Genomic DNA, 19,069 nt, shown 5'->3' with positions numbered 1-19,069 from the left:
GGTGCTGCGTCTTCTCTCGTTCGCCCTGTTCCTCGCAACCTGGTGGACCGCCGCGCTGTTCGTCGGTGGCGCGAAGCTGCCCTCCCCGCCGGCCGTGCTCCAGGTGATGATCGAGGAAGCCTCATCCGGCGCGCTGTTCCTGCATCTGGGCGCCACGCTGGCACGCGTCACGCTCGCCTTCGTGCTGGCGATGTCGCTCGGCAGCGCGATCGGCTACCTGATGGGCCGGGTGAAGCTCGCCGACCGGCTCGGCGATCCCTGGCTGATCCTGCTGCTCAATTTGCCGGCGCTGGTCGTGATCGTACTGGCCTATATCTGGGCCGGCCTCACCGAGGCCGCCGCGATCGCGGCGATCGCCATCAACAAGCTGCCGACCGCCATCGTCACCTTGCGCGAGGGCGCCCGCGCGCTCGACCGCTCGCTCGACGAAATGGCGAGCGTGTTCGCGATGCCGCGCTGGCGCGCCTTCCGCCACGTCGTGCTGCCGCAGCTTGCGCCTTATATCGCGGCCTCCGCGCGCTCCGGGCTGTCGCTGGTGTGGAAAATCGTGCTGGTCGCCGAGCTCCTGGGTCGTCCGAACGGCGTCGGCTTCGAGATCGGCGTCGCCTTCCAGCTGTTCGACACGCCGCGGCTGCTGGCCTATTCCCTGACCTTCGCCGCCGTCGTGCTCGTCATCGAAACCTTGCTGGTGCAGCCGTTCGAAGCCCGCGCAAACCGGTGGCGGCCCCGTGCGGCTTGAGGTCGAGATCACAGGCAAGACCTTCAGGAGTGCCGCGGGCGAAACGCACGAGGTGCTGGCGCCGGTCCAATTCGCGCTTCAATCCGGCGAGGTCGGCGTGCTGATCGGCCCGTCCGGCTGCGGCAAGAGCACGATGCTGCGCATCATCCTGGGCTTGGACCACGATTTTGCAGGCCGCGTCGCGCGACCGCCGGAGGCGCGGATCGGCATGGTGTTCCAGGAGCCGCGCCTGCTGCCATGGCGCTCGGTCGAGCAGAATGTACGGCTTGCGGCACCGGACGTTTCCGACGCGAAGCTGTCAGAGCTGTTCCGGATCCTGGAGCTGGAAGCGCATCGCAGCCACTTTCCCGGCGAATTGTCGCTCGGCCTTGCCCGCCGCGTCGCGCTGGCCCGCGCCTTCGCGGTCGAGCCCGATCTCCTGGTGCTCGACGAGCCCCTCGCCTCGCTCGACGACGCGCTCGCGGGCCGTTTGCGCGACGAGATCGCAACGCTGGTCGCGAGCCGGCCGGTGATGACGCTGCTCGTCACCCACAGTCTCGACGATGCGATCCGGCTCGGCGACCGGCTGTTCTTCTTGTCGCCGCGCCCCGCGCGGATCGTGCAGGAGGTGCCGATCGCCATCCCGCGCGCAGCGCGCAGCGAAGCCGAGGTTGCGGCGATCAGGACCGAGCTTGCACGGCGCGTCCAAGCGGAACTAGGCGACGTTCACGCCGGGCGGGATGTCTCATAGGCAACCGCGCGAGGCCCGTGCTAAATTGGGTCGCAGCGGAGTCTGCTGATGAAGCGAAGGATCGCCCTGACGGCACTTTGCCTTGCTCTGCTCGCGACAACGATGCGCGCGCAGGACATGATGCGCGATCTCGATCTGACATCACCCGCCATGGTCTCCGCCGAGATGAGCCGGCAGGAGGTCGAGGCCGCGCTGGCCAAAGCGAGCGCCGGCGCACCCGCCGACTTGACCGGCAAGCGGTTGTCGGGGCTCGATCTCAGTGGTCTCGACCTGACCAACGCAATTCTCCGTGCGGCACGGCTCAACAAGACGAAACTCGCCGGTGCCCGGCTTGATGGAGCGATCCTCGATCAGGCGTGGCTGCTGGATGCAGATCTCACGGGCGCGAGCCTGAAGGGCGCCAGTTTGTTCGCGTCACAGATGGCACGTGCTCGCCTCGACGGCGCCGATCTGACTGGTGCGCGCGTCACGGCAGATCTCACCGGCGCGAGCATGGTCGGCACGTCGATCGCGAATGCGCATCTCGGTGCCGACATGCGCAACCAGTCGATGGGGCTGATGCGCGCGGTGCTGAGATCCGCCAATCTGGAACGGCTGAACGCGCGCAAGGCCGATTTGTCACGCGTCGACCTTGAATTCGCGGTCCTCAGGGGCGCCGACCTGAGCGGTGCATCGCTGAAGAACGCCCAACTCGGCGGAGCCGATCTGACCGGCGCCATCGTCACCGACGCCGATTTCGACGGCGCCGATCTCGCCTCGGCGAAGCTGATCGCGCCGAACGGCCTTGACCGCGCCAAAAATTTCGACAAGGCAAAGAACCGCGAACGCCTGATCAGGGAATGACGGCGCGCCTGTGGGAGGACTGCTTGATGCGTTGGGTTCTGGCATTGATCGCGTTGTTGACGCTTGCCGGCGACGCCGCCGCGCAGGCCAAGGGCAAGGGCGTACGGCTCTGGAACCTGACGACCGAGACGATCTCCGGTTTCCAGCTCGCGCCGGCCGGCAAGACCGACTGGGGTCCGAACCAGTGCTTGAACGACAAGGACAAGGAGGTCGACCACGACGAGCGGCTGCGCATCACCGGCATCGAGCCGGGCCGCTATGACGCGAAGGTCAGCTATCCCGATGCGCGGCAGTGCATCGTCCGCGACATCGAGATCAAGGCGGATGCGGTGTTCTCGATCGCCGACAAGGATCTGAAGGACTGCACGAAGTAGCGCCCGAATAGATCCCTGCGCCTTATGCCCTGTCGTTCCGGTGTGGATATTCGCAGCGCCACCGCACCGCCTGCCACTTCGGATGCTCGCCGACCCATTGCGCGATATAGGGCGGCGCGGCCATCATGCATTGGCGGGGCGACCCGGAATAGTTGAACACCAGATGCTGCTCCTCGCAGGTCGCAGGCGAGAGCACCGCACACACAGTCACCACCAGGTCAATCGGGTTCATGCCAGGATCCTCTCGCAAGGGGCGCTGGAGATTAGCACGAAAGATTACGTTGCAAAGGAGGGGGAAGTTTCAGGCGGACGTGAGGAATGGCGATGGGAACTGCCTCCGCTCCTCGCTGCTCTGCCGAAGCAAAACGCCGAATTCTCCAGAGGTCATGGCCGTGCCGCCCCCACCATGACAATCTCGCAGCTAGAAGTTGATCCCGAACACCATCCGGGCCTGGTGCCGCTCGAAATTGACGAGGTCGAGATTGCCGCCCGATCCGCCCGGACGTCCCCAAGCCTGCATGCTCCAGCTCAAGGTCAGCCGGGAGCGCTCGGATAGCTGAAAATAGGCGGTGGGGCCGACGAACAGGGCCTGGCCTGCAAATTCTCCGAGGCCGATCCCCTCATATTGCCGGAAGTAGCGCAACTCCCCACCGAGCAGCACATTCGGCCGCACGCGCGCCAAGCCGGCAAACGCCACACCGATCGTTGAGCTCTTTTCGGATACCCCTCCAACCTCGAAGCGCGCCCATTCCGGCTGATAGATCAGGTTGAGGGCGCCGATGGCGAAGTTCGGGATGAGCTCGCGGTCGAAGGCCAGCGTGAACTCGGTGCCATACATTCGCCCTTTCGCGCCGCTGGTCTCGTCAATGCGGTCGCCGTGCAGCTCGGCAGCGATCGTGAGGCCGAACGGCGCGCGGTGGCGATCCAGCAGGCGATAGCGCAAGTCGAGCGAGGCGCCCTGGAAGTTGAACTGGCGGCGATCGTCGATATCAGGGACGCCGGTGATGTCGTGCAAGCTGGCAGTGCCGCCGAGCTCGATACGAAAATTCGGCAGTGGCACGATCTCGATCTCGACCTCGTGCTCGAGCGCGCGATAAGCCGCCCCGCCTTTGCCGACGCGCCCTGTCGTTTGGGTCTGGAATTCGCGCTCGCCGACATTGCCAACATCGGTGCCGATCATGAAGCCGAAAATATGCTCGGTATCAAAGCTTTCTTCGGCGCTGCTGCGTGCCGGCGCCAGCGCCATCGCGCCCCCGATCACCATCCAGAACTTACAGGCTCTTCCGCCCATCCCGTGCCCCGAAGGCGCGCGCCGCTGTAAGCGGCAGCAACGCTCGCCGAGCATCAGCGTAACACACTGCGGCGGAGCATGGTCGAGATTCTCGTGGGGATAGGATTGAAGCCTGCACGTGCGGCTGCGCGTCAATCGCGAGGCACGGAGCGCGAGGTCAGGCCGAAACCAACACTGCCGCGGCTTCGACGGCCTTCGCCATCGAAGCCGCGGCAGGTCGTCAGTCTTACTTGCGCGCAGCGCAGGCGTACATGTTGATTTCCATGCCGACCGGCACTTCCACGATCTTCGGAGCTTTCCAAGCCATTCGGGGTCTCCCAAGGTATTGAGCGCGACATCGCGCGGCGCAAAACGTAGGGCTGCGTCAGGTGCAGTTCAAGCCTCGATTCGACTGCCGAGCGCGTCTGTGTCGATTCTTCGCGGCTGCATTTCTCTCTCGGACAAAGCCACTTCCCTCGTGGTCAAACACGACCAGCGAGACAATAACTTGTGCAACGCACCGCGCGTCGAATCGACGACGGCGCCGTCAGCAGCCCTTGTCGGCCATTTCGGCATTCGGCTTGGCGCCTTCGGCGCGCTGGGCCGCCGTCGGCTCACTCTGCATTTGCCGCTGCGCATCCTCGGACGAAGCCGGCGTTTCACCGCTTGCACGATTCATCGTGCTGGTCGGCGGATGCTGGCTGGTATCACTCGTCGAACTGGACGAGTGCGATTGAGCTGAGCCCACGGTGACCGGACCAGAGCCAGCATCCTTGTCGGTGCTGGCGCTACCGGTGTTGCACGGGCCGGCGACGGCAACGCCGGCGCTCAATGTCAGGATCGCGCAGGCAGCAAGAACGGAACGTTTTGTGTTCATCTGCATCTCCTCTTCGCCCGCCGCGCAGCCCCGGCGCCAGGCAGGACATTACGGAGAGAACAGGCCGAGCAGCCCGATGTTCCCGAACGTCAGGCCGGAATGATCGCAAACACCGCTCTCGTCGCGTCAGTTCCGATTGCGGCGCTCACCGCAACAATCGCAGCAGGGCGCGACCGGGGCGCGAGTTCAGCTCCTTCGCATCCAGCGTTCCGTCCTTGTCGGGATTCGCCGCATTGAAGCGTTGCTCGACCACGGACAGATATTCGTCGATCGTAAGCGTGCCGTCGCGGTCAGGATCGGCGGCGGCGAGTTCTTTCGTCGTCAACCGCCCACGCAATTCGCGTGCATCGAGCGTGCCGTCGCGATCGGGGTCGAGCTTTGTGAACAACGCGGACGCCGCCTTCTTCACCTCGGCAAGATCGAGCGTGCCGTCATTGTCAGGATCGAACATCTTGATCGCGTTTCCGGGGGCCGGCCACGCCGGACTGGACAACAATGCAATCGTGAGGGCAAGCGCAACTGGGCGAAACGAAATCATCAAGACCTCCCATACAGAGAGCCCCGGGTCGGGGCGGACAGAAACAAGATAAAATCCACAAGCGCACGCCGGTTCAAGTCCGCAATTGCAACTTGCACGTGCCACAACTCGCGGAACACCTGACGTCTGCCAAGGCCGCCGGCGTCCGGAGCCGCTTCATGTCGCGGAATTTCGCAGCGTCTCCGCGCAAGTTGGCGTCCGTTGCAGTCGGGTTTTTGTAAAAGCGACTCGCCCCCGCCCGATATCGGCACGGCACTTACGACTTTCGTATTGACGTGTTTTGCTTTCGGGCGGAGTGTTGCAGTCGCAGCGTCAAAAGGCGCGCATATTGGGAGGAACGGATGAAACGCTTTGCGATGGCCGCAGGCCTCGTCATGCTTGCGTCGACTTGTGCAAGCGCACAGACCACCGAGCAGCTGGTCAAGGGCGCGACCGACACATCGAATGTTCTCAATTACGGAATGGGCTACCATCTGCAGCGTTTCTCGACGCTGAACCAGATCAACAAGGATACGATCAAGAATCTCGTCCCGATCTGGAATTACAGCTTCAATGACGATCGTAGTGAGGAATCCCAGCCCATTGTCTATCAGGGCGTCATCTACGTCACCTCGCACAATGCCACCATGGCAGTCGATGCCAAGACCGGCAAGCAGATCTGGAAGAGCAAGATCGAATATCCCGCCGAGACGCCCCGAATCGTCTGCTGCGGCATCATCAATCGCGGCGTCGCGATCCATGAAGGCAAGCTATTCCGTACGACGCTCGACGCCCACGTGATTGCGATCGACGCGAAGAACGGCAAGGAGCTATGGCGGCAGAAGGCGGCCGACATCAAGGAAGGCTATTCCATGACGGTGGCCCCGCTGGTCGCCGAGGGCGTCGTCATTACAGGCGTCTCAGGCGCCGAATTCGGCACGCGCGGCTTCATCGACGGCTGGGACCCGGCAACCGGCAAGCATCTCTGGCGCACCCACTCGATTCCTTCGCCGGACGAGCCCGGCGGCGACACCTGGAAGGGCGACACCTGGAAGCTCGGCGGCGGCTCGACCTGGATCACGGGCTCATACGATCCCGAACTGAAGACTGTCTATTGGGGCATCGGCAATCCCGGCCCGTTCAATTCGGCGGTACGGCCCGGCGACAATCTCTATACCTGCTCCGTCCTGGCGATGGACCCCAAGACGGGCAAGATCAAGTGGCACTACCAATTCTCGCCGAACAATCCGTTCGACTACGACGCGGTCGCAGAGATGGTCCTCGCCGACATGAACGTCGAGGGTAAGCCGACCAAGGTGCTGATGAATGCCAACCGCAACGGCTTCTTCTACGTGCTCGACCGCACCAACGGGAAGCTGCTCGCGGCCAATCCTTACGTGAAGGTCAACTGGGCGACCGGCATCGACATGAAGACCGGACGTCCGATCGAGACCGACGTTTCCAAGGACGCGCGGGAAGGCAAGAAGGTGACGGTCTATCCGTCCATCCTCGGCGGCAAGAATTGGGAGCCGATGTCGTTCAATCCGCAGACCGGCCTCGCCTATGCCAACACGCTCAATTTCGGCGGCAAGTACAAGGCGGAGCCCGTCACCTTCAAGCAGGGTGAATGGTATCTCGGCATGGACCTGACCGATCCGTGGGAGTTCGGGGACGGACCGCGCGGTTACCTCAAGGCCATCGACCCAATGACAGGCAAGTCGAAATGGGAAGCGCCGAGCGACATTCCGCGCTTCTCGGGCGTGCTGTCGACCGCAGGCGGCGTCGTGTTCTCGGGCGCACTGACCGGTGAGTTCGAGGCCTTCGACGCCGATACCGGCAAGAAGCTCTGGCAATTCCAGACCGGATCCGGCATCGAGGGACAGCCGGTGACCTGGCAGCAGGATGGCGTGCAGTATGTTGCGGTGACGAGCGGCTACGGCGGCGTCTACTCGTTGTTCTCCGGCGACGAGCGGCTTGCCAAGGTGCCGCCCGGCGGCTCGCTCTGGGTCTTTGCGGTCAAGCAATAACCACGGCACGATGCTGAGAGAAGTATCACACAGGACGGTGGCGACGATCGCCACCGTCGCGGTGCTGACGGTCGCGCTTGCGGCGACCGTTCGCGCCGCGGATGACGCAACCGGCAATCCACTGCAGGCGCAGATCGACCACGGCAAGTCGACCTATGCCGAGAAATGCTCACACTGCCATGGCCCCAACCTGATGAACTCCGGTACCATCACGCCAGATCTGCGCGTCTTCCCCGACGACAGGACGCGCTTCGTCACGACGGTCAAGAACGGCAAGAACAACAAGATGCCGCCCTGGGGCGACATCCTCAGCGACGACCAGATCGGGGACCTCTGGGCCTTCATTTCCAGCCGGAGGAAGCCATGAGGGGCCGGCGCGTTGCATGGAGCGTTGCGGCCTTTCTATCCACGATGGCGTCGGTCGCTTTTGCGGCCGACGATCCCCTGAAGATCTGCCTCGACGAGGACCGGCCGCCGCTCTCGGTGCATCACCGCGGTCAACCCGATGCCGGCTTCGACGTGCTGCTGGCCAAGGCGATGGCGGAGCGGCTCGGACGGCCGCTGGCGATCCAGTGGTTCGAGAGCAGGCTGGATGAGGATTCGAGCCCGCAGCTCGAAGCCAACGCGCTGCTTTCGGATGGGCGCTGCTCGCTCGTCGGCGGCTACGCGCTGACGCAGGATTCGCTCGTCGCTCCCGGGATGAAGACGGCGCGCTTGCCGGATTTCGCCGGGGCCACACGCGACGACCGGCGGCGCCGCGTCCCGCTGGGCGTGCTCGCGCCGAGCCAGCCTTACGTCTATTCGCCGATGACGGTGGTGCTCGGGCCGAAGGCCCGCGGCCGCAGGATCGGCGACATCGGCGATCTCGCCGGCCTTCGTCTCGTCATCGAAAGCGGCTCGCTCGGCGACGCCATCCTGATGACCTTCGACAAGGGCCGGTTGATCGACAGCATCACCCATCTCGTCCCCGGTCGCGACGATCTCCTCGGCGCGCTCCAGCGCGGCGACCATGATGCGACGCTGATCGATCTTGCCCGCTTCGACGCCCACCGCGCCGCGCACCCCGACACGACGATCAGCGCGTCCGGCTACTACTACCCGATCGGAGCCAATCGCGGCTATGTCGGGCTCGCCAGCGATGGCGCGCTGATCCAGGCCGTCAACAAGGCGCTCGGCCAGCTTGCCGCCGAAGGCAAGATCGCCAAATTCGGCAGGCAGGCCGGCCTCACCTATCTGCCGCCGCGGGAGCCGGCGATTCTGGGCGACGTCTGGACGAAAATCATTCAGCGGTGATTGGTGGGGCTCTCATGTCCCGGACGCGGTGCGGCACGCGGTGACGCTCCGCAGAGCCGGGGCCCCAGGACGCCCACGCAGTTCGCTGCGGCTGACGCGCCGGCGCCGCAGCGCTGAAGTCGCGTTGCGCTACGTCCGGGTCACGAACTCCCTGCACGCTGCGCACGCATCCCGGAATGACAGATGGAGCCGATGCGCCAATCTGTCTCGCCTGCCGACCATGCCGGCGCCAGCCTGATGCAGTAGGTTCCGCAAAAATTCGGGAGAGAATCATGTCCGCCAAACTCGATCGCCGCCACTTCATCGCCGCCGGTACCACCGCACTGGCAATGCCGTTCGTCATGCGCGGCGCCTCGGCGCAAAGCACATGGCCTGCGCGGCAGATTCGCATGATCTGCAGCTATCCTGCCGGCGGACAGACTGACCTGCTGGCGCGCGCCTATGGCGAATTCATCTCCAAGCAGACCGGCAAGACCGTCGTCATCGAGAACAAGCCCGGCGCCTCCGGCGCGATCGGCACGGCAGAGGTCGCCCGCGCGGAGCCCGACGGCCACACCATCCTGTGCTCGATCTCGACCACCTACATCATGAACCGGGTGGTGATGAAGAATCCCGGCTACGACATGGACAAGGATCTGACGCTCGTCAGCGTCATTCCGGGCGCCGGCCTGTTGCTGGTCGCGAACCCGAAGACGGGGATCAAGACGCTGGAGGATTTCGTCGCCTTCGCGCGCAAGAGCGGCAAGGTGAACTTCGGCACCTACAGCGCGGGCTCGGCCCCGCACATGACGATCAACGAGCTCAACAAGCAGTATGGCCTCAACGTCGAGCCTGTCCACTATCGCGGCGAAGCGCCGATGTGGACGGGGATGCTGGAAGGTACGCTCGATGCCGCCATGGGCAGCTACACGGCCGCACAATCGGTCCTGCAAAGCGACCGCGGCACCGTCTTCGCCGTGCATTCGAAGAAGGTCGACGCGATCCCGAAGGTGAAGACGCTGCCGGAACAGGGCGCGACCTCGAAGTTCTTCACCGTCAGCGGGTTCACCGGATGGGCCGTGCCGAAGGCGACGCCACAGCCGGTGGTCGATCGCCTCGCAGAGCTCTGCGTCGCCGCCAACAACGATCCGAAAGTGAAGGAGGTTCTCGCGACCTTCGTGCTCGAACCCGCAATCGGCTTCAAGGAAACCAATGCGCTGTACCAGCGCGAGCTTCCGATCTGGATCGAGAGCGCGCAGTCGCTCGGCCTCGAGCCGGCTTGACCTGAAGCCGGACCGCGATCAGGAGAGCGGCCTCGCATCCGTCCTTCTGAAAGGCTGCACTTAGTGCTCGTTCGAACTCGCCGTGCCCTGCTGCGCCTTGTGGATCGAGGACGGCACCACGCCGAAATATTTCCGGAACACCCGGCTGAAATGCGATGAGCTGGAGAAGCCCCAGGAGAACGCGACGTCGGTGATGGTCTTGCCGGCGTGAGCCTCGAGCTCCTGGCGGCAGTTCTGCAACCGCGCCTGCCAGATGTAGTCGCTCACCGTGGTGCCGCGCTCCGAGAACAGCATGTGCAGGTAGCGCTTGGAGCAGCCGAGCTCGGCCGAGATCTGGTCGATGCACAGATCCGGATCGCGCAAGTGCTCGCGGATGAAGAACTGCGCGCGCACATACATCGCTTCGGGTCCGACACGATCGAACATCGTGTCGGCTTCGCGCAGCGGCAGCAACAACAGGTCGATCAGGGAATCGGCGACGCCGACCGCGCTGTTCGCCGACAGCTTTGCCGCCTCGTCGAAGGTCGCGTGGACGAAATCATGGGCGATCCGCCCCGTGCCTGTCTTCGAGGACAGCTTGCAGGCGGGCATCCGCTGCGATGGGAATCCGCGGTCGCGCAGCAGTGCCTTCGGCACGATCACCACGTCGTGACGCGTGAAGGCCGGGCTGATGATCGAATGCGGGCAGGAGACATCATAGGCGATGATGTCGCCGGGGTTGATTTCGATGTGGCGGCCTTCCTGTTCGAAATAGGACACCCCGTAGGTCTGGAAGTGGATCTTGATGTACGGGTGTTCGTTGGCCTTGGCGCGCGCCAGCGTGTGCGCGATGCGATGCTGGCTCACCTCGATCTGGCAGAGCTTCAGGCGCGAGACGCTGGTATAGTCGATGCGACCTTCCAGCGAGGACGCCTCCAGCGGATCGACGTCGAAATGCCCACACAGGCTCGTCAGCCCGTCGATCCAGCTCTGGATCTGCCGCTTCGGCGTCATTCCGGTCGTCGAGAGCGTGTGAATTGTGTCGGACATTAATCCAGCCACTGGTTTGATCCGGAAATTCGACGCGAATCGCGACCAGCGCTGCCGGAGCCCTCAGCCGTGATTGCGAGACGTTTACCTCGAATTTGAGCGATCTTGTGGAACAAGCGCCACCGTTCCATTGCCACCCTTGAACCCTTAATCCTCCGCCTTAGTTGCAGCGCCGTCAAGGGGAACCTGAGCGTTGAGCGCGGCCCGACGCGGCGCGGAAACAACTGAATTCGCTACTGCAAAATCAAAATCTTTGCCCCCGTGCGCTGTCGAGCAAACCGGCTTCTCTCTTGGGCAAGTTTCCCAATGGCGAAGTCGTTAGGGATTGCGGCAGGAACAACAAGAACGGGCCGCTCCTGCACGTGGACCCGTGGCTCTCATCAGGAGGAGGAAACAGCACAGCATCGTTTCTGGTCCCAATCGTGACCGCCCTGCACGAGCAGAACGCCGGACGAGGAGCCCGGCGATTGAACAATGCTTCGGAAACAATAAACGAGACCAACGGAGGAATGACTATGCGCAAGGTGCTACTGGCGACCTATCTCGGCTCCGCGGCGGCTCTCGCCGCCGGCAGCGCTTCAGCCAATGACGAGCTGATCAAGATGTCGCAGAACCCGAAGGACTGGGTGATGCCGGCAGGTGACTATGCCAACACCCGCTATTCCAAGCTGAACCAGATCAATGCTCAGAACGTCGGCAAGCTCCAGGTCGCCTGGACGTTCTCGACCGGCGTGCTGCGCGGCCATGAAGGCGGCCCGCTGATCATCGGCAACATGATGTACGTCCACACGCCGTTCCCGAACAAGGTCTACGCTATTGACCTTTCCAACGAGAACAAGATCGTCTGGAAGTACGAGCCGAAGCAGGATCCGAACGTCATTCCGGTGATGTGCTGCGACACGGTCAACCGCGGCCTGTCCTATGGCGACGGCAAGATCATCCTGCATCAGGCCGATACCAACCTCGTCGCGCTCGACGCCAAGACCGGCAAGGTGGCCTGGTCGGCGACCAACGGCAACCCGGCGAAGGGCGAGACCGGTACATCGGCCGCGCTGGTCGTGAAGGACAAGGTCCTCGTCGGCATTTCGGGCGGCGAATTTGGCGTGCTGTGCCACGTCACCGCTTACGACCTCAAGAGCGGCAAGCAGGTCTGGCGCGCCTATTCCGAAGGTCCGGACGATCAGATCAAGCTCGATCCCGTCAAGACGACGTCGCTCGGCAAGCCGGTCGGCCCCGACTCCTCGCTGAAGACCTGGCAGGGCGACCAGTGGAAGATCGGCGGCGGCTGCACCTGGGGCTGGATCTCCTACGATCCCGCTCTGAACATGGTCTATTACGGCTCAGGCAACCCCTCGACCTGGAATCCGAAGCAGCGTCCCGGCGACAACAAATGGTCGATGACGATCTTCGCGCGCGATGCCGACACCGGCATGGCGAAGTGGGTCTATCAGATGACGCCGCACGACGAGTGGGACTATGACGGTGTCAACGAGATGATCCTCACGGATCAGCAGATCAACGGCCAGCCCCGCAAGCTGCTGACGCACTTCGACCGCAACGGCCTCGCCTACACAATGGACCGCGAGAACGGTGAACTGCTGGTCGCCGAGAAATACGATCCGAAGGTGAACTGGACCTCCGGCGTCGACATGAACAAGAACTCTCCGACCTATGGCCGTCCGAAGGTGCTCGACGCAGCTTCAACGGACAAAGCGGGCGAGGACGTCAACGTGAAGGGCATCTGCCCGGCCGCGCTCGGCACCAAGGACGAGCAGCCGGCAGCCTACTCGCCGGACACGCAGCTGTTCTACGTTCCGACCAACCATGTCTGTATGGACTACGAGCCGTTCAAGGTGAGCTACACCGCGGGCCAGCCCTATGTGGGCGCGACGCTCTCGATGTACCCGCCTCCGGGTGAAAGCCACATGGGCAACTTCATCGCCTGGGACAACAAGACCGGCAAGATCGTCTGGTCGAACAAGGAGCAGTTCTCGGTCTGGTCGGGTGCGCTCGCAACGGCAGGCGGCGTGGTGTTCTACGGCACGCTCGAAGGCTACCTGAAGGCGGTCGACGCCAAGTCCGGCAAGGAGCTCTACAAATTCAAGACTCCCTCCGGCATCATCGGCAACGTCACCACCTATGAGAACAATGGCAAGCAGTACGTTGCCGTGCTCTCCGGCGTCGGTGGCTGGGCCGGTATCGGTCTGGCGGCAGGTCTGACCGATCCGACCGCAGGCCTCGGCGCAGTCGGCGGCTACGCGGCCCTCAGCAACTATACGGCCCTCGGCGGTACGCTGACCGTGTTCTCGCTGCCGAACTAGGCCCATCAGCATCGCTCCGGCGCGTGGATCACCTCCACGCGCCGGCTCGTCTCCCCCGGGATCCTCGAGGAAAAATCTCTTGCGTAAAATCTGCTCTGTCATTGCTGCGATGATCTTGGTTGCGTCCGGAGGCATTGCGGTCGCGGACGGTCCGGGCGACCCGACCGCGGTGAAAAAGGAAGACGACGGAAAGTGGCTCGATAAGGAAGGAAACCCGACCTACAAGATTTCGGCCGACGGCACCGTGGACTGGTTCACCTATTCCGGATACCGCCGCTATCATTCCGACTGCCACGTCTGCCATGGCCCCGACGGCATGGGCTCCACCTACGCGCCGGCGCTCAAGGATTCGGTCAAGTCCATGAGCTATGGCGACTTCCTCGGCGTGGTCGCCTCCGGTCGCAAGAACATCTCGACCGCCCAGGAAAACGTCATGCCGGCTTTCGGCGACAATCCGAACGTCGCCTGCTACATGGACGATCTGTACGTCTATCTGCGCGCCCGTTCCACCGAAGCGTGGGGCCGGCAGCGTCCCTCCAAGAAGGAGGCGAAAACAGAGGCTTACACCAAGGCGGAAGACGCCTGCATGGGCAACAAATGAACGTTACGAGGACTGCCGAGACCACCTCTTGGCGCCCTACGAGAATCTGAGGAGTCTGACTATGAAAACACGTGCCGCCGTCGCCTTCGAGGCTAAGAAGCCGCTCGAAATCGTCGAAGTCGATCTGGAAGGCCCAAAGGCCGGCGAGGTCCTGGTCGAGATCAAGGCCACGGGCATATGCCATACCGACGCCTACACGCTCGACGGCTTCGACAGCGAGGGAATTTTTCCGTCGATCCTGGGACACGAAGGAGCGGGCATCATCCGCGAGATCGGCCCGGGCGTGAGCTCGGTGAAGCCGGGCGATCACGTCATCCCGCTTTACACGCCGGAATGCCGACAGTGCAAAAGCTGTCTTAGCCAGAAGACCAATCTCTGCACCGCGATCCGTGCGACACAGGGCAAGGGCGTGATGCCTGACGGCACCAGCCGTTTCTCCTACAAGGGCAAGCCGATCTACCACTACATGGGCTGCTCGACCTTCTCGAACTTCACCGTGCTGCCCGAGATCGCGGTTGCCAAGATCCGCGAGGACGCGCCGTTCGACAAGAGCTGCTACATCGGCTGTGGCGTCACCACCGGCGTCGGCGCCGTGGTCAACACCGCCAAGGTCGAGCCCGGCGCCAACGTGGTCGTGTTCGGCCTCGGTGGCATCGGCCTCAACGTGATCCAGGGCGCCAAGATGGCCGGCGCCGACAAGATCATCGGCGTCGACGTCAACGACTCCAAGGAGGAGTGGGGCAAGCGGTTCGGCATGACCCATTTCGTCAACCCGAAGAAGATCACCGGCGACATCGTCCAGCATCTCGTCGGCCTCACCGATGGCGGCGCCGACTACACCTTCGACTGCACAGGCAATACCACGGTGATGCGGCAGGCGCTGGAAGCCTGCCATCGCGGCTGGGGTACCTCGATCATCATCGGCGTCGCCGAAGCCGGCAAGGAGATTTCCACCCGCCCGTTCCAGCTCGTCACGGGACGCAACTGGCGCGGCACCGCCTTCGGCGGCGCGCGCGGCCGCACCGACGTGCCGAAGATCGTCGACTGGTACATGAACGGAAAAATCCAGATCGATCCGATGATCACCCACGTGCTCAAGCTCGAAGAGATCAACAAGGGCTTCGATCTCATGCACGAGGGCAAATCCATCCGTTCAGTCGTCGTGTTCTAGCTCGCAGACATCACACCAAGGAGGATCGACCCATGACTGTTGCACTCCATCCCTCGATCGACAACGGCATCAAACAAGGCAGCGGCAACTTCGCAGGCGGCACGCTGGTCTGCAAATGCACGGACCATCCGGTCAAGGTCGGTATCAAGGGCGACGTCGCCCACAACCACGCCTGCGGCTGCACCAAGTGCTGGAAACCGCAGGGCGCGACCTTCTCCGTCGTCGCCGTGGTACCGCGCCAAAACGTCACCGTGCTCGAGAACGGCGACAAGCTCCAGATCGTCGACCCCTCGGCGGTGATCCAGCGCCACGCCTGCAAGGCCTGCGGCACGCACATGTACGGCCGCATCGAGAACAAGAACCACCCGTTCTACGGCCTCGACTTCATCCATCCCGAACTGTTCCAGGAACAGGGCTCGCAGGCGCCGCAATTCGCCGCCTTCGTCTCCTCGGTGATCGAATCGGGCGTGAAGCCCGAGCAGATGGCGGGGATCCGTTCGCGGCTGAAGGAGATCGGGCTCGAACCCTATGACTGCCTGTCGCCGGCACTGATGGACGCGATCGCGACCCATGTGGCGAAAGCCAAAGCCGCCTGAGAGGACCGCCTGAGCGGGGCCGCCGAACCTTCGCCGGTCCCCCATCCGCTCGCTGGCGCCTGCCGCTGCCAGCGAGCCGGACCGGTCGCCGTCCTGGGACCAGCGCGGCGATGCCGCCACACGTATGTGAGAGCCATCAGTTCCTCAGTCCTGGTCTCTGAATGACTGCGCAGGGCCGCCCGCTTCGATTGAAGTTCGCGGTGCTTGCGTTTCTCCCTCCCTCGACTGAGGCATCCTGCTTCGTCCGCGCAGTCTTCCTGGCGGACGAAGCTTTTTTGGTTGGGCCCGTTGCGCAAGCGCGCTGCGCGATGACCGCGCCCTGCTTTTGACAAACCATCGATGCAATCTTTTCCCGGTGAGAACACTCGGCTGTGAACGCCGGGCCGGAGCGATCTCTGTTACGATCGCACCGTCACGATGCCACGCGAAATACAATTAACTAAGAACAAGACGGGAGGTATCGAGGACATCCAGACATCGCCATTGGCGTTCCTGCCCCCTCCGGGATTTGCCCGCGCGGGACGACGGCGGAATGCGGCGAGACGACGCGTGAACCGTCGCCCACCGGCGTCGGCGAACTTTGAATTTGGCATGCTTATGAAGAGCGAGGGACGATCATGATCAAGGTGAAGATCAACGGCCAGGAACAGAGCTGGGACGGCGACCCGGATCTCCCGCTACTCTGGTTCCTGCGTGACGAGGCCGGGCTGACCGGCACCAAATACGGCTGCGGCCAGGCCCTGTGCGGCTCCTGCACCGTCATCGTCGACAAGGAGGCCGTGCGGGCCTGCATCACGTCGGTGAACGACGTCGCCGGACGCGAGGTCACCACGATCGAGGGATTGCATCCCAACGGCGATCACCCGGTGCAGAAGGCCTGGCGCCAGGTCAACGTGCCCCAATGCGGCTTCTGCCAGGCCGGCCAGATCATGCAGGCCGCAGCCCTCCTGATGGAGAACCCAAAGCCCTCGCACGACCAGATCCGCGAGGCGATGTCCGGCAACATCTGCCGCTGCGGGTGCTATCAGCGCATCGAGAACGCCGTCCATCTCGCATCGACGGGAGTGTGACATGAATTTCATCGACAATCCCCGCAAGCTTCGCGGCTTCGAGAAGCATATCAGGGTCGAGAAGGTCTCGCGCCGCAGCATCCTGAAGGGGCTCGGCGTCACCGGCGGCTTCGTCCTCGCCGCCCCCGTGATGTCGCGCCAGGCGTTCGCCTATGAGACCGGCGCGGGCAAGATGCCGCACGGTGTAGTGGTCGATCCGCGCGTGTTCGTTTCGGTCGCCCCGGATGGCATCGTCACCATCATCGGGCACCGTTCGGAAATGGGCACCGGCGTGCGCACCAGCCTGCCGCTGATCGTGGCCGAGGAGATGCAAGCCGACTGGTCCAGGGTCAAGGTGCAGCAGGCCCACGGTGACGAGGTCAAGTTCGGCAACCAGGACACCGACGGCTCGCGCAGCACGCGGCACTATCTGATGCCGATGCGCCAGATCGGCGCCTCCGCCCGCACCATGCTGGAGCAGGCTGCGGCGAAGCGCTGGGGCGTGCCCGCGACCGAGGTCAAGGCGGTCAACCACGAGGTCGTCCACAGCGCCAGCGGCCGCAAGCTGGGTTTCGGCGAGCTCGCCGCGGACGCAGCCAAGGAATCGGTGCCGAGCATCGAAGGTCTCAAGCTGAAGGATCCCAAGGACTTCCGCTATCTCGGCAAGGGTCAGGTCGGCATTGTCGATCTTCACGACATCACCACCGGAAAGGCGCACTACGGCGCGGACGTCCGCTTGCCCGGCATGAAGTATGCCGTGATCGCGCGCCCGCCCGTCACGGGCGGCAAGCTGGTCTCGTTCGATCCGGACGCGGCTCTGAAGGTCCCCGGCGTCGAGAAGGTCATGCAGGTGCGAGGCTGGCCGTGGCCGTCGAAGTTCCAGCCGCTCGGCGGCGTCGCCGTGATCGCGCGCAACACCGGCGCGGCAATCAAGGGCCGCGACGCGTTGAAGCTGGTCTGGGACGACGGCCCCAACGGCAAATACGACTCCGTCGCCTTTCGCAAGGAGCTCGAGGAAGCCTCGCGCAAGCCCGGCCTCGTCCTGCGCAAGGAGGGCGATGCGGACGCCGCCCTGAAGAGCGCCGACAAGGTGATCGTCGGCGAGTACTACATCCCGCATCTCGCCCATGTCGCCATGGAGCCGCCGGTGGCTGTCGCCGACGTCAAGGGCGACAAGGCGGAGATCTGGGCGCCAGTGCAGAGCCCCGGCGGCACCCGCGACGACGTCGCCAAGACGCTGGGCATCCCCGAAGCCAACGTCACCGTCAACGTGACGCTGCTCGGCGGTGGTTTCGGCCGCAAGTCGAAATGCGACTTTGCGCTCGAGGCCGCCTTGCTGTCGAAAGAGCTCGGCACGCCGGTGAAGGTGCAGTGGACGCGGGAAGACGACATTCACAACGGCTTCCTGCACACCGTCTCGGTCGAGCGGATCGAGGCCGGCCTCGACAAGAGCGGCAAGGTGATCGCCTGGCGCCACCGCAGCGTGGCTCCCAGCATCGCCTCGACCTTTGCCGCCGGCACGGTGCATCAGGCGCCGTTCGAGATCGGCATGGGCCTTGTCGATATGCCGTTCGAGATCGCCAACATCTCCTGTGAGAATCCGGAAGCGGCCGCGCACACCCGCATCGGCTGGTTCCGCTCGGTCTCGAACATCCCGCGTGCCTTCGCGGTGCAATCGATGGTCGGCGAGATCGCGCAGGCGACCGGCCGCGACCAGAAAGACATGCTGCTCGAGCTGATCGGCTCGCCCCGCATCGTCAAGCCGAACGTGAAGGATCTCTGGAACTATGGCGAGCCCTATGACAGCTACCCGATCGATACCGCGCGCCTCCGCAAGGTGGTCGAACTGGTCGCCGAGAAGGGCGAGTGGGGGCGCAAGGTGCCGAAGGGCCACGGTCTCGGAATCGCCGTGCACCGCAGCTTCGTCAGCTACATCGCGACCATCGTCGAGGTCGTTGTCGACGACAAGGGCAAGCTGACGGTGCCGCGGGTCGACACCGCGATCGATTGCGGCACCTACGTCAATCCCGAGCGCATCGCCTCGCAGATCGAGGGCGCGGCGATCATGGGGCTCAGTCTCGCCAAATACGGCGAGATCACCTTCAAGGACGGCAAGGTGCAGCAGAAGAATTTTGACGACTTCCAGGTCCTCAGGATCGACGAATCTCCTGTGGTGACCAACGTCTACATCGTGCCGCCGGGGCCCGACACGCCGCCGAGCGGCGTCGGCGAGCCCGGTGTTCCCCCGTTCGCGCCGGCCCTGATCAATGCGATCTTCGCGGCGACGGGAAAACGCATCCGCGCTTTGCCGATCGGCAAGCAATTGGAGGCGTGAGACGGAACACAAGCGGCCTCGCGCCGTTTGCATCG

At 63.8% G+C, this 19,069-nt stretch carries 20 protein-coding genes; 14 read left to right on the top strand and 6 right to left on the bottom strand.

All coding sequences use genetic code 11. The features are described from left to right. The first annotated feature begins 1 nt into the window (after position 1). The 4 genes from ACSHT2_RS28620 to ACSHT2_RS28605 are packed head-to-tail and all read left to right on the top strand — an operon-like array spanning position 2 to position 2,686. On the top strand, positions 2 to 739 hold the full coding sequence (locus ACSHT2_RS28620; RefSeq protein WP_440638082.1) for an ABC transporter permease: 738 nt from the start codon (positions 2 to 4) through the stop codon (positions 737 to 739). Continuing rightward, positions 729 to 1,469 (top strand): ABC transporter ATP-binding protein, encoded by a 741-nt coding sequence (locus ACSHT2_RS28615; RefSeq protein WP_440638081.1) that lies wholly within the window; start codon positions 729 to 731, stop codon positions 1,467 to 1,469. Before ACSHT2_RS28620 ends, ACSHT2_RS28615 begins: the two co-directional genes overlap by 11 nt. A 48-nt stretch (positions 1,470 to 1,517) precedes the next feature. Continuing rightward, positions 1,518 to 2,312 (top strand): pentapeptide repeat-containing protein, encoded by a 795-nt coding sequence (locus ACSHT2_RS28610; RefSeq protein WP_440638079.1) that lies wholly within the window; start codon positions 1,518 to 1,520, stop codon positions 2,310 to 2,312. Positions 2,313 to 2,338: 26 nt separating this feature from the next. Next, positions 2,339 to 2,686, top strand: coding sequence for a hypothetical protein (locus ACSHT2_RS28605; RefSeq protein ID WP_440638078.1), 348 nt, complete (start codon positions 2,339 to 2,341; stop codon positions 2,684 to 2,686). A gap of 22 nt (positions 2,687 to 2,708) precedes the next feature. Here the strand turns inward: ACSHT2_RS28605 and ACSHT2_RS28600 are convergent, their stop codons facing one another. The 5 genes from ACSHT2_RS28600 to ACSHT2_RS28580 form a co-directional block, all read right to left on the bottom strand. Continuing rightward, a complete protein-coding gene (locus ACSHT2_RS28600) occupies positions 2,709 to 2,918 on the bottom strand; it encodes a hypothetical protein (RefSeq protein WP_440638077.1) in 210 nt (69 codons plus the stop codon). Between the two features lie 189 nt (positions 2,919 to 3,107). Further along, positions 3,108 to 3,977 (bottom strand): hypothetical protein, encoded by an 870-nt coding sequence (locus ACSHT2_RS28595; RefSeq protein WP_440638076.1) that lies wholly within the window; start codon positions 3,975 to 3,977, stop codon positions 3,108 to 3,110. A 226-nt stretch (positions 3,978 to 4,203) separates the two neighbouring features. Then, complete coding sequence (gene pqqA, locus ACSHT2_RS28590; RefSeq protein ID WP_012029362.1) at positions 4,204 to 4,284, bottom strand: pyrroloquinoline quinone precursor peptide PqqA; 81 nt, start codon at positions 4,282 to 4,284, stop codon at positions 4,204 to 4,206. 219 nt (positions 4,285 to 4,503) lie between these two features. Continuing rightward, positions 4,504 to 4,833, bottom strand: coding sequence for a hypothetical protein (locus ACSHT2_RS28585; RefSeq protein ID WP_440638075.1), 330 nt, complete (start codon positions 4,831 to 4,833; stop codon positions 4,504 to 4,506). A 145-nt stretch (positions 4,834 to 4,978) separates the two neighbouring features. Continuing rightward, positions 4,979 to 5,371: a calcium-binding protein gene (locus ACSHT2_RS28580; protein WP_440638074.1), complete on the bottom strand. Its 393-nt coding sequence runs from the start codon at positions 5,369 to 5,371 to the stop codon at positions 4,979 to 4,981. A gap of 341 nt (positions 5,372 to 5,712) precedes the next feature. Here ACSHT2_RS28580 and ACSHT2_RS28575 point away from each other — a divergent pair, with 341 nt between their 5' ends. The 4 genes from ACSHT2_RS28575 to ACSHT2_RS28560 all read left to right on the top strand — a co-directional run bounded on the left by ACSHT2_RS28575 (position 5,713) and on the right by ACSHT2_RS28560 (position 9,932). Continuing rightward, entirely contained in the window at positions 5,713 to 7,377 is a 1,665-nt protein-coding gene (locus ACSHT2_RS28575; RefSeq protein WP_440638073.1) for a methanol/ethanol family PQQ-dependent dehydrogenase, read from the top strand. Between the two features lie 10 nt (positions 7,378 to 7,387). Next, on the top strand, positions 7,388 to 7,744 hold the full coding sequence (locus ACSHT2_RS28570) for a c-type cytochrome (protein ID WP_440638072.1): 357 nt from the start codon (positions 7,388 to 7,390) through the stop codon (positions 7,742 to 7,744). Then, complete coding sequence (locus ACSHT2_RS28565) at positions 7,741 to 8,670, top strand: ABC transporter substrate-binding protein (protein ID WP_440638070.1); 930 nt, start codon at positions 7,741 to 7,743, stop codon at positions 8,668 to 8,670. Before ACSHT2_RS28570 ends, ACSHT2_RS28565 begins: the two co-directional genes overlap by 4 nt. A 272-nt stretch (positions 8,671 to 8,942) precedes the next feature. Further along, entirely contained in the window at positions 8,943 to 9,932 is a 990-nt protein-coding gene (locus tag ACSHT2_RS28560; RefSeq protein ID WP_440638069.1) for a Bug family tripartite tricarboxylate transporter substrate binding protein, read from the top strand. Positions 9,933 to 9,992: 60 nt separating this feature from the next. Here ACSHT2_RS28560 and ACSHT2_RS28555 read toward each other — a convergent pair whose 3' ends face one another. After that, complete coding sequence (locus ACSHT2_RS28555; RefSeq protein WP_319335448.1) at positions 9,993 to 10,961, bottom strand: helix-turn-helix domain-containing protein; 969 nt, start codon at positions 10,959 to 10,961, stop codon at positions 9,993 to 9,995. Positions 10,962 to 11,476: 515 nt separating this feature from the next. Here ACSHT2_RS28555 and xoxF5 point away from each other — a divergent pair. From xoxF5 to ACSHT2_RS28525, 6 genes are all read left to right on the top strand, one after another. Then, positions 11,477 to 13,282, top strand: coding sequence for a lanthanide-dependent methanol dehydrogenase XoxF5 (gene xoxF5, locus ACSHT2_RS28550; protein ID WP_440642951.1), 1,806 nt, complete (start codon positions 11,477 to 11,479; stop codon positions 13,280 to 13,282). A 109-nt stretch (positions 13,283 to 13,391) separates the two neighbouring features. Beyond that, a complete protein-coding gene (locus tag ACSHT2_RS28545) occupies positions 13,392 to 13,883 on the top strand; it encodes a c-type cytochrome, methanol metabolism-related (protein WP_440642950.1) in 492 nt (163 codons plus the stop codon). Positions 13,884 to 13,944: 61 nt separating this feature from the next. After that, positions 13,945 to 15,054 (top strand): S-(hydroxymethyl)glutathione dehydrogenase/class III alcohol dehydrogenase, encoded by a 1,110-nt coding sequence (locus tag ACSHT2_RS28540; protein WP_319335445.1) that lies wholly within the window; start codon positions 13,945 to 13,947, stop codon positions 15,052 to 15,054. Between the two features lie 32 nt (positions 15,055 to 15,086). Further along, positions 15,087 to 15,650: an S-(hydroxymethyl)glutathione synthase gene (gene gfa / locus ACSHT2_RS28535; RefSeq protein WP_028177984.1), complete on the top strand. Its 564-nt coding sequence runs from the start codon at positions 15,087 to 15,089 to the stop codon at positions 15,648 to 15,650. A 617-nt stretch (positions 15,651 to 16,267) separates the two neighbouring features. Next, positions 16,268 to 16,720, top strand: coding sequence for a (2Fe-2S)-binding protein (locus ACSHT2_RS28530; RefSeq protein ID WP_319335443.1), 453 nt, complete (start codon positions 16,268 to 16,270; stop codon positions 16,718 to 16,720). A gap of 1 nt (position 16,721) precedes the next feature. Continuing rightward, positions 16,722 to 19,034 (top strand): molybdopterin cofactor-binding domain-containing protein, encoded by a 2,313-nt coding sequence (locus tag ACSHT2_RS28525; RefSeq protein ID WP_440638067.1) that lies wholly within the window; start codon positions 16,722 to 16,724, stop codon positions 19,032 to 19,034. Positions 19,035 to 19,069: the final 35 nt, after the last annotated feature.

The sequence above is a fragment of the Bradyrhizobium sp. PUT101 genome (assembly GCF_052043945.1).
In the GTDB taxonomy this organism is placed as follows: domain Bacteria; phylum Pseudomonadota; class Alphaproteobacteria; order Rhizobiales; family Xanthobacteraceae; genus Bradyrhizobium.
The sequence above is the reverse complement of the archived record's forward strand: the minus strand, read 5'-3'. Positions and strand labels throughout refer to the sequence as shown.